This is a genomic window from Streptomyces sp. SID1328, from assembly GCF_009865595.1.
GTDB classification, from domain to species: Bacteria; Actinomycetota; Actinomycetes; order Streptomycetales; family Streptomycetaceae; genus Streptomyces; species Streptomyces griseoluteus.
In genome coordinates this window covers 1-9,249 of sequence record NZ_WWKH01000061.1, presented here as the reverse complement: position 1 = coordinate 9,249, position 9,249 = coordinate 1, and the positions used below count along the sequence as shown (strand labels likewise).

Below are 9,249 nucleotides of genomic sequence, written 5' to 3'. Positions count from 1 at the left end.
CCCTATGTCTGGATCTACCGCCTGCACGAAACGGCTCAGGGAGGCGGTGAACGTGCCCACGAACGCGTCCTGCTCCTCCTCGGGAAGGACGTCCAGGGAGAGGTACGGGTTCAGGTCCTCCAGCTCGACCAGGAGCAGCTCGCCCTCCAGGGTCCGGCAGGCGTCGACGCGCTGGATGCCGTGACCGAGGCCGTTCCAGTCGATGAAGCCGCGCGCGAACTCCAGGTCGGCGGCGGTCGCCCGGTACGGCTTCAGGTCCCAGCGGTCGCGGGGGTCCGGGGCGTAGAGGGCGTACTGGAAGTCGTCGTCCACGAAGTAGAAGGACACCTCGTGGACGAATTCGATGTGCGGCTGGACCAGGACCGAGCCGTCCGCCACCGGGGCCTCGGCCACGCGGCTCGCCGGGACGGTGCGCAGGCCGAGGGAGTCCGCGCCGTAGGTCGGCTTGACGACGTACCGGTCGGCGGCGGGCAGCCGGTGCAGATCCTCGGCGCGGTCGACGGTGGGGATGACCGGGAGTCCGGCCTCGGTGAGGTCGAGCAGGTACCCCTTGCCGGCCATGTCGGCCTTGCCGGTCAGCGGGTTGTAGACGCGGGCGCCGGTCTCCAGGGCGCGGGCACGGAACGCCTCGTACTCGGCGTGATAGCCCAGCACGGGCCCGCTGTTGCGGACCACGACGGCGTCGAAGCCGTCCATCAGCGCGGCCGCGTCCCTCGGGTGGCACAGGGCGAGATCGAAGTGGTCGCGCAGCCGGGAGGTGAGGAGGACGTCCTCGTCGCCGTAGCGACGCCCGCGGGCCGGGTACGCCAGGTCGGTGACGTAGAGCAGGCGGGGGCGGGCGGAGGGCATACGGGATCTCCTCGTACGGGCCGGGTGCCGACAGGGTGGAGAAAGGTTACGTCGCAGCAGGTGGACGATGATCGCCGGGCCCGCACAGAGCACTCGGTTCCCTCAATGGGCCCTGTCGGCTGCACTCAGTGCCACAGGTGGCCGCCGGGTGCTACGTTCCCGTCCATGAGCACCAGCAGTGCGGCGCCGCCCGCGAAGCCGCCGATGCGGGACGCCCTGGTGGCGGCCGCCTTCCAGCTCTTCCTGGAACGCGGCTACGAGCAGACCACGGTGGACGACATCGTGGCGCTGGCGGAGGTCGGACGGCGTTCGTTCTTCCGCTACTTCCCCTCCAAGGAGGACGTGGTCTTCCCCGACCACGAGAGCTGCCTCGCCGACATGACCGCGTTCCTCGCGGCGGGCGAGAGCGACGAGGAGCCGGTGCGGCGGGTGTGCGACGCTGCCCGGCTGGTGCTGCGCATGTACGCGGAGAACCCGGCGTTCTCGGTCCAGCGCTACCGGCTGACCCGCCGGGTGCCGGGGCTGCGGGCGTACGAACTGTCGGTCGTCTGGCGCTACGAGCGGGCACTCGCCGCGTATCTGCGCGGGAGGTTCGCAAAGCTGCCGGACGGCACGCTGCGCGCGGACGTGATCGCGGCCGCGGTGGTCGCCGCACACAACAACGCCCTTCGCTCCTGGCTGCGTTCGGACGGCAAGGGGGACGCGGACGCGGCCGTGGACCACGCACTGGCCTGCGTGCAGACGGCGTTCGCCGACGCGCCGGCCCGGCCCGCGCCGTCTCCCTTCCCGCCCGAGTCGCCGCGCCCCGACGACGTGGTGGTCCTGGTGGCCCGCCGGGACACCCCGCTCTGGCAGGTGGTGCGGCAGTTCGAGGCGGCCCGGGGCGCGAGCCGGTAAATAAGGGTACGCAGTGCCTTTACGAGTGACACTGAGTGCCATACGCTGTCGCTCGTGCACGGTGGCACGGCATCGGGCACGAGCGGATTCCGGCCCAGTGCAGGGAGTTGACGAGCGTGTACCACCACTCAGCAGGAACGGCCCAGCCGGTGGCGGGCTCGGCGAGCCTCCTCACCGAGCGCCCCGCCGACTCCATCGAGTACCAGCGCTGCGGCTGGTGCGGCACCGCGATGTACCACCGGCTCCTGTGTCCGGTCTGCCAGGGCAGCGACCTCCGCACCGAGCGCAGCGAGGGCATCGGCACGGTCCGCCACTCCACCACCGTCCACCGCAACACCCCCGCCGCCCGCAACGTCTCCCTCGTCGAACTCGCCGAGGGCTTCGTCGTACGCGGCCGCGTCATGGGCCCGCTGATCGGCATCCACAGCGGCGACCGAGTCCGCCTGTCGACGGCCGAGGACCCGGTACGCGGCGAACCGGTCTTCCAGCTGCTGGACGAGTCGTGCCGGGCGTGGACCTGAGGCGGTCGGCCGGCTAGGCCGGAAACGTCACCCGGATTCCCACCGTGCCCTCGGTCCCCCGGCGCAGCCTGCTGCCCAGCAGGGTGAGGCGGCCCGCGAGGCCGTACTTGTGGGCGATCAGGGTGCGGTAGCGGGCCGTGGTGGCGGGGTCGGCGATCTCGGCGTGCGCGGGGTGCGGGGCGCGGGTCGGGCGGCCGCGCATGTCGCAGGGGCCCACCAGGACGTCCGCGCGGCGGCGGATGCGCTTGACCTTGTAGCTGTCGGCGGCGGTCCAGACGCCGAGGGCGTCACCGTCGGGGACGACCCAGACCGGGGTGGCCACCGGAGTGCCGTCCTTGCGGTAGCTGGTGACCAGCAGGTACTTGCCCGAGCCGAGCCGGGACACAAGCGCGTCGACCATGACTCCGAGTCTACGAGGGAGCCCGCCAAGGGGCGCGCGGACACCCCCAATGCGGCGGACCTGCGGCGCGGAGCAACTGCGGCGTCTAGATTGCGTCTTGACCGGTACCTCCCGCCCCAGGCACCCCAGGAGCTGACCCCCGTGACCGACAACCCGGCCGCCACCAACGACGTGGCCGTGTCCCTGCGCGCCCGCATCAACACCGGCCAGCCGCACACCGCCCGCATCTGGAACTACTGGCTCGGCGGCAAGGACAACTACGAGGTCGACCGCGCGGCCGGCGACCAGATCCGCCAACTGCACCCCGGCATCGGGGAGTACGCCCGCCACGACCGCCTCTTCCTGGGCCGTGCCGTGCGTCATCTGGTCGGCGACCTCGGCATCCGGCAGTTCCTGGACATCGGCACCGGCCTGCCCACCGCCGAAAACACGCACGAGGTCGCGCAGGGCGTGGCCCCGGAGACGCGGGTCGTCTACGTCGACAACGACCCGCTGGTCCTCACCCACGCCCGCGCCCTGCTCACCAGCACCCCCGAGGGCCGTACGGACTACCTCGACGAGGATCTGCGCAACATCGACTCGATCTTCGAGCACGCGGCGAAGACGCTGGACTTCAGCCGGCCGGTGGCCCTGATGCTGCTCGGCGTGGTCATCTTCATCGGCGACGACGAGGACCCGTACCGCCTGGTGCGGCAGTTGGTGGACCGGCTGCCGGCCGGGAGCTACCTGGTGCTGTCGCACACCGTCACCAGCCCCTCGATGCCGGACGTGGACGAGGCGGTGAAGTTCTGGAACGAGCACGGCACCCCCAAGCTCACCCAGCGCACCCCCGAGGACGTCACCCGCTTCTTCGACGGCCTGGAGCTGCTGGAGCCGGGCGTGGTGTCCTGCTCGCGCTGGCGTCCCGAGGGCACCGGGGACACCGAGCCGGAGGAGGTCGCCATGTTCGGCGGGGTGGCCCGCAAGAACTGACCCCGCCGGCCGGGCGGAATCGTGCCGTCCGGTGAACGCTCCCGGCCCCGTGCCCGTACTGACGGGGGGCGCTCGCGACCGGAGGGCCCCGTGCCGCCCGTCCGGGCGGTGCGCGCTCGGGGTTCGGGAGTCTGGCATGAGGCACGCACGACGGCGGGTCGTCCGGCGAGTGACACGGCTGGCGGCGGTCGGCGGACTCCTCCTGGGAGGAGGGATGGTCGCGCAGGCGGCCATGGCGAGCGAGACCCCGGCCGCGCCGGCCACCACCTTCAGCGCGGCCGGTACGGCCGGGACCAAGGGCGCGGCACTCGCGGAACGGCTCGGCACGGCCCGCTCGGCGGGCAACTGGGTGGACGCGCAGGGCCGTCCGGTCGTCGCCGTGACCGACGAGCGGGCGGCCGCCGAGGTACGCGCGGCGGGAGCCCGGGCCAAGGTCGTGGGCCACAGCATGAACGAGCTGAAGTCGGCCACCGCGGCGCTGCGTTCGGCCCCGCGCGTGCCGGGCACCGCCTGGGCGGTGGACTACCGCACCAACCGGATCGTGGTGAGCGGGGACCGCACGGTGTCGTCCGGCGACTGGACGAAGATGACTCAAGTCGCCGCGCGCATCGGTGACTTCGTGACGATGCAGCGGACCGGGGGCAGGTTCACCACCCGGCTCAACGGCGCCCAGCCGATCCTCTCGACCGGCGGCCGCTGCTCGGCCGGATTCAACGTGACCGACGGACAACGGGACTTCATCCTCACCGCCGGGCACTGCGGGCCGACCGGCTCCATCTGGTTCGCGGACGGCCAGGGCACCCGGCAGCTCGGCGCGACGGTCAACAGCAGTTTCCCCGGCGGCGACTTCTCCCTCGTGCAGTACGACACCAACAAGGCCGGACAGGGCGCCGACGTGGTCGCGGTCGGCGGCGGCAAGGGCGTCCGCATCACCGGCGCGGGCGACGCGGCCGTGGGCCAGCGGGTGTTCCGCAGCGGCAGCACCAGCGGGCTGCACGACGGCCAGGTGACCGCGCTCAACGCGACCGTGAACTACCCCGAGGGCACCGTCACCGGCCTGATCGAGACCAATGTCTGCGCCGAACCCGGCGACAGCGGCGGCCCGATGTTCTCCGAGGGTGTCGCCCTCGGCGTCACCTCCGGCGGCAACGGCGACTGCACCACCGGCGGTACGACCTTCTTCCAGCCGGTGACCAAGGCGCTCACCGCGCTGAACGTCAAGCTCATCACCGCCACGCCTCCCCCCGGCGCCCAGGGCGCCGCACCCACCCCGGCGACGGAGACGGGCCAGACCGGGATGACGCCGAGCGCGGCCCGCCCCGGCTCCTCGGCGCCGGTGACCGGCGTGGACGGACAGACGCTGCTGGCCCGCCTCACCGACACCCGCAACGTCGGCCCTGGACTGCTGGTGATCGTGGGCAGTGTGATCGCGCTGGTCGCCACCCGGTACATCCGCGCCGAGCAGGACCGCAAGGCGTACCAGCGGTACTACTCGGCGACCTGGGGCTGACCCCGGGCCGAGGCAGCGCGGCCGAGGAGGCGACGGGCACGGCCGAGGAGGCGGGCACGGCAAACGAGGGCACCCGGTCACGGATGCCCTCTGGGCGGTTCGACGGTGGCTCTGCGGGGTCCGGTCAGACCGGGCGGCGCGGCGTCGGGGCCGCGGCGGCCCACTCCATCACGAGGCGCTGGTACTCCGCGCGCTGCTCGCTGGTCAGGATGCCGCCCGACCGGCGCCACAGGGCCCGGATCTCCTCGTTGACCTCCGCGGCCGAGCGCCCGCAGGAGGCTTCAGCAGTGGTGGACATGGTGTGAAGCATATGCCGGTCCCCGTGAAGGCGCCGTGAATAAGTACGTGCGATTCGGGCATTTCGGACCGTGTTGCTCATCACGTCAAGAAGCCGTGCGGAAGGGCGAGTTCGGCTCCGCCCGCCCGTCCGCACGCGGGCCGGGCTCAGGTGCCGGGCTTGCGGCCGTAGACGAAGACGTCGTCGCCGTTCTTCAGCAGCGACCAGTACTTCTTCGCGTCCTTCGTGGTCATGTTCACACAGCCGTGGGAGCCCGGCGGGTTCCACATGCTGAGACCGACGGAGTGGAACGCCTGGCCGCCATCGAAGAACTGGCTGTAGGGCATCGGCACGTCGTAGAGGTTGGAGACGTGGTCGATGTCCCGCCAATAGATCTTCTTCAGGCCGGTGCGGGTCTCGTACTTGTCGCGGCCGGTGCGTACCGGGACGGGGCCGTAGACCAGCTTCTTGCCGTCCTGCACCCAGCTGAGCTGGAGGGTGAGGTTCACACAGGCGATACGGCCCTTGTTCACCGGACACTTGCCGTCCTTGTTGGGGCTCTTCCCCACGGCCTTCTGCCGGTTCATGAGGTCCATCACACCCCAGGTGACGGGTCCCGCGTAGCCGATGTTGGGGGTGATGCCGTGCTTGTTCTGGAAGCTGCGGATGGCCGAGCAGTCCCCCGAGGACTGCTTGCCGTCCACCGTGCGGCCGAGGAACCGCTCGACCTGCTTCTGGTACGGGCCCGCCTTGGTGGTGCAGCTCGCGGCCTGGGCCGGAGTGGCGGTGACGGCGATGGTGAGCGGCGCGACCAGCGCGCCGACCCCGAGTGCGACGGCTCCCCGTCTGCGTATGTCGCCCATGGTCGGCCCCATCCCTTCTCCCCTGCGGGTCCCGGGGACATCCCCCCGGGGTGCTCGGCCCCGGTGGTTCCTGGGGCTTTCGGCCTACTAGACCGGCTGCTCGGCCGGATGGTTGTGTTTCCGGCATGCTGTGACGAAACGGTGAACTTTACCCCGGCCCGCCGCGGCTGCCGTCCATCGCGGTCCGGAACCCGGTGTGCACCGAGGTGAGGCCGCCGTCGACGACAAGGGTGGTGCCGGTGATCCAGGCGGCGTCACGGGAGGCCAGGAAGGCGACGGCCGCCGCGATGTCCTCGGGCTCGCCGACCCGCCCGAGCGGGTAGCAGTCCCGTACGGCGTCCAGGTCGTCGTCGCGGCCCTCCCAGGCGGAGGTGCGCACGGTGCCCGGCGCTACCAGGTTGACCCGGACCCCGCGGGCGGCCGAGCGGCCGGCGAGGGTGCGGGTGAGGGAGCCGAGGCCGGCCTTGGCGGCGCTGTAGGCGTGGTTGCCGAAGTCCATCAGGCCGTTGACCGAGCCGATGCTCACGATGGCGCCGCGTCCGGAGGCAGCGAGGTGGGGCAGCGCGGCCTGGCAGCAGCGTCGGACGCCGCCCAAGGTGATGTCGAGGTCACGGGCCCAGGACTCGTCCGGGTCGTCCTCGAACTTCGCGCCCGCGTCCGGTGAGCAGTGGGCGGCGCAGTTCACCAGCACGTCGAGCGAGCCGAAGGCGTCGACCGCGTGGGCCACGGCCGCCTCCACCGAGGCCCGGTCGGCCACGTCGCACACCGACGCCTCGGCGGTGAGCCCCTGTTGGCGCAGTGAGGCGGCGGTCTGCTCGGCCTCGGGTGCGTCCTGGTCGGTGACCAGGACCCGGGCGCCCTCCTGGGCGAGGCGCCGGGCGACGGCCGCGCCGATGCCCCGGCCCGCGCCCGTGACGAGGGCCGCGTGGCCGGTGAAGCGATGGGTGAGATCGGTCATGGGCCGACGGTAGGGCAGCGGGGACCGCCGCGACAGGGGCTGTGCGGTCGCGGCGGTCCCCGCTCAGGCGGTGCGGATCAGTGACCCCGCTCGATCCACTCCTGGAGGTGGCCCGACTCCTCGCCGATCGTCGTGGGGTCGCCGTGGCCGGTGAGCACCCTCGTCTCCGGGGGGAGGGTGAGCAGCCGGTCCCGGATCGAGTCGATGATCGTCGGGAAGTGCGAGTACGACCGCCCGGTGGCGCCGGGGCCGCCCTGGAAGAGGGTGTCACCGCTGAACACCGCTCCCAGACCGGGGTCGTAGAGGCAGACGGCGCCGGGGGCGTGACCGGGCGTGTGCAGCACCGTCAGATCGGCTCCGGCGGCCTCCAGCACCTGGCCGTCGACCAGGTGCTCGTCGGGCTCGCGGTCGGGGTGGGTGAGCCGCCAGAGCGGCAGGTCGTCCGGGTGGAGCCAGATGCTCGCGCCGGTCAGGTCGGCGAGGGCGGGGGCCGCGTTGACATGGTCGTTGTGCGCGTGGGTGCACACGATCGCGGTGAGCCGTCGGTCGCCCACGGCTTCGCGGATGGCCTCGGCGTCGTGCGCGGGGTCGATGACGACGGCCTCGTGGTCGTCGCCGACGATCCACACGTTGTTGTCGACGTCCCAGCTCCCCCCGTCGAGGGTGAACTGGCCGGAGGTGACGAGGCGTTCGATGCGGGCGGTCATCAGAACTCCACCACCGACCGCAGCACGTCGCCGTGCTGCATCCGCTCGAACGCCTGCTCCACCTGGTCCAGTTGGATGGTCTCCGTGACGAACGCGTCCAGCGGGAGGCGCCCCTGGAGGTGCAGGTCGATCAGCGCGGGGAAGTCCCGCGAGGGCAGACAGTCGCCGTACCAGGACGACTTGAGGGAGCCGCCGCGGCCGAACACGTCCAGCAGGGGCAGTTCCAGCTTCATCTCCGGGGTGGGCACGCCGACCAGGACGACGGTGCCGGCCAGGTCGCGGGCGTAGAACGCCTGCCGGTAGGTCTCCGGGCGGCCGACCGCGTCGATCACCACGTCGGCGCCGAAGCCGCCGGTGATTTCGCGGATCGCCTCGACCGGGTCGGTCTCCTTGGAGTTGACCGTGTGGGTGGCGCCCAGCGTGCGCGCCTTCTCAAGCTTGCGGTCGTTGATGTCGACAGCGATGATCTTCACGGCCCCGGCCAGCGCGGCCCCGGCGATGGCCGCGTCCCCGACGCCGCCGCAGCCGATGACGGCGACGGAGTCGCCCCGGCCGACGTTGCCGGTGTTGATGGCCGCGCCGATGCCCGCCATGACACCGCAGCCGAGCAGCCCCGCGACGGCCGGGGAGACCTTGGGGTCGACCTTGGTGCACTGGCCGGCCGCGACGAGCGTCTTCTCGGCGAAGGCGCCGATGCCGAGGGCGGGGGTGAGCTCCTGGCCGGTGGAGGCGAGGGTCATCTTCTGCTTCGCGTTGTGGGTGTTGAAGCAGTACCAGGGACGGCCGCGCAGACAGGCCCGGCAATGGCCGCACACCGCACGCCAGTTGAGGATCACGAAGTCACCGGGCGCGACGTCGGTGACGCCCTCCCCCACCGACTCCACGACACCGGCGGCCTCGTGGCCGAGCAGGAAGGGGTAGTCGTCGGAGATGCCGCCCTGCTTGTAGTGCAGATCGGTGTGGCAGACCCCGCACGCCTGGATGTCCACGACGGCCTCGCCGGGGCCCGGATCGGGGATCACGATCGTCTCGATCCGTACCGGCTCGTCCTTCCCCGGTGCGACGACGCCGCGTACTTCCTGCGCCATGGTCAGGCCCCTTTCCGTCGGTGTTCCTATCGTGCCGACCCTACGCCACCGGGGGCCTGCGGGAAGGCTCCGTGAGGGGCGTGGACCAGCGCGTTTCCCGGCACGAGCGAGGGCCGCCCGGTCATGGACGGCCCTCACGGGTACGGCTGTTCAGATCCGGCGCGGGCCTAGGTCCTGTCTGACCATTCGCGTCGTCGCCCGAAGGGC

11 protein-coding genes are annotated in these 9,249 nt (G+C 71.9%); 4 read left to right on the top strand and 7 right to left on the bottom strand.

Annotated features, from left to right (window positions below):
- The coding region (locus GT030_RS01965; protein WP_161199524.1) for a hypothetical protein at positions 1 to 849 on the bottom strand (849 nt) is incomplete at its 3' end.
- Between the two features lie 165 nt (positions 850 to 1,014).
- Here GT030_RS01965 and GT030_RS01960 point away from each other — a divergent pair.
- Together GT030_RS01960 and GT030_RS01955 are read left to right on the top strand one after the other, a co-directional pair.
- Positions 1,015 to 1,746, top strand: coding sequence for a TetR family transcriptional regulator (locus GT030_RS01960; RefSeq protein ID WP_161199523.1), 732 nt, complete (start codon positions 1,015 to 1,017; stop codon positions 1,744 to 1,746).
- Between the two features lie 116 nt (positions 1,747 to 1,862).
- On the top strand, positions 1,863 to 2,267 hold the full coding sequence (locus GT030_RS01955) for a zinc ribbon domain-containing protein (protein ID WP_161199522.1): 405 nt from the start codon (positions 1,863 to 1,865) through the stop codon (positions 2,265 to 2,267).
- Between the two features lie 13 nt (positions 2,268 to 2,280).
- Here GT030_RS01955 and GT030_RS01950 read toward each other — a convergent pair whose 3' ends face one another.
- Entirely contained in the window at positions 2,281 to 2,667 is a 387-nt protein-coding gene (locus tag GT030_RS01950) for a PPOX class F420-dependent oxidoreductase (protein WP_161199521.1), read from the bottom strand.
- A gap of 141 nt (positions 2,668 to 2,808) precedes the next feature.
- Between GT030_RS01950 and GT030_RS01945 the strand changes: the two genes are divergently transcribed.
- Both GT030_RS01945 and GT030_RS01940 read left to right on the top strand, forming a co-directional pair.
- Positions 2,809 to 3,639, top strand: a complete 831-nt coding sequence (locus GT030_RS01945; protein WP_161199520.1) for an SAM-dependent methyltransferase — start codon at positions 2,809 to 2,811, stop codon at positions 3,637 to 3,639.
- 136 nt (positions 3,640 to 3,775) lie between these two features.
- A complete protein-coding gene (locus tag GT030_RS01940; protein ID WP_161199519.1) occupies positions 3,776 to 5,149 on the top strand; it encodes a S1 family peptidase in 1,374 nt (457 codons plus the stop codon).
- A gap of 124 nt (positions 5,150 to 5,273) precedes the next feature.
- On the opposite strand, the gene GT030_RS01935 is transcribed toward GT030_RS01940, so the two are convergent.
- The 5 genes from GT030_RS01935 to GT030_RS01915 form a co-directional block, all read right to left on the bottom strand.
- On the bottom strand, positions 5,274 to 5,459 hold the full coding sequence (locus GT030_RS01935) for a hypothetical protein (protein WP_086696398.1): 186 nt from the start codon (positions 5,457 to 5,459) through the stop codon (positions 5,274 to 5,276).
- Between the two features lie 134 nt (positions 5,460 to 5,593).
- Positions 5,594 to 6,289, bottom strand: coding sequence for a L,D-transpeptidase (locus GT030_RS01930; RefSeq protein WP_161199518.1), 696 nt, complete (start codon positions 6,287 to 6,289; stop codon positions 5,594 to 5,596).
- Positions 6,290 to 6,437: 148 nt separating this feature from the next.
- Complete coding sequence (locus GT030_RS01925; RefSeq protein ID WP_161199517.1) at positions 6,438 to 7,247, bottom strand: SDR family NAD(P)-dependent oxidoreductase; 810 nt, start codon at positions 7,245 to 7,247, stop codon at positions 6,438 to 6,440.
- A gap of 77 nt (positions 7,248 to 7,324) precedes the next feature.
- Positions 7,325 to 7,954, bottom strand: coding sequence for an MBL fold metallo-hydrolase (locus GT030_RS01920; protein WP_161199516.1), 630 nt, complete (start codon positions 7,952 to 7,954; stop codon positions 7,325 to 7,327).
- On the bottom strand, positions 7,954 to 9,042 hold the full coding sequence (locus tag GT030_RS01915; RefSeq protein ID WP_161199515.1) for an S-(hydroxymethyl)mycothiol dehydrogenase: 1,089 nt from the start codon (positions 9,040 to 9,042) through the stop codon (positions 7,954 to 7,956). The genes GT030_RS01920 and GT030_RS01915 overlap by 1 nt, the downstream gene beginning before the upstream one ends.
- Positions 9,043 to 9,249: the final 207 nt, after the last annotated feature.

Coding starts and splice junctions, on each gene's coding strand:
- GT030_RS01960 (WP_161199523.1), top strand. CDS start 1,015: ATGAGCACCAGCAGTGCGGCGCCGCCCGCGAAGCCGCCGATGCGGGAC.
- GT030_RS01915 (WP_161199515.1), bottom strand. CDS start 9,042: ATGGCGCAGGAAGTACGCGGCGTCGTCGCACCGGGGAAGGACGAGCCG.
- GT030_RS01950 (WP_161199521.1), bottom strand. CDS start 2,667: ATGGTCGACGCGCTTGTGTCCCGGCTCGGCTCGGGCAAGTACCTGCTG.
- GT030_RS01925 (WP_161199517.1), bottom strand. CDS start 7,247: ATGACCGATCTCACCCATCGCTTCACCGGCCACGCGGCCCTCGTCACG.
- GT030_RS01920 (WP_161199516.1), bottom strand. CDS start 7,954: ATGACCGCCCGCATCGAACGCCTCGTCACCTCCGGCCAGTTCACCCTC.
- GT030_RS01940 (WP_161199519.1), top strand. CDS start 3,776: ATGAGGCACGCACGACGGCGGGTCGTCCGGCGAGTGACACGGCTGGCG.
- GT030_RS01930 (WP_161199518.1), bottom strand. CDS start 6,289: ATGGGCGACATACGCAGACGGGGAGCCGTCGCACTCGGGGTCGGCGCG.
- GT030_RS01935 (WP_086696398.1), bottom strand. CDS start 5,459: ATGCTTCACACCATGTCCACCACTGCTGAAGCCTCCTGCGGGCGCTCG.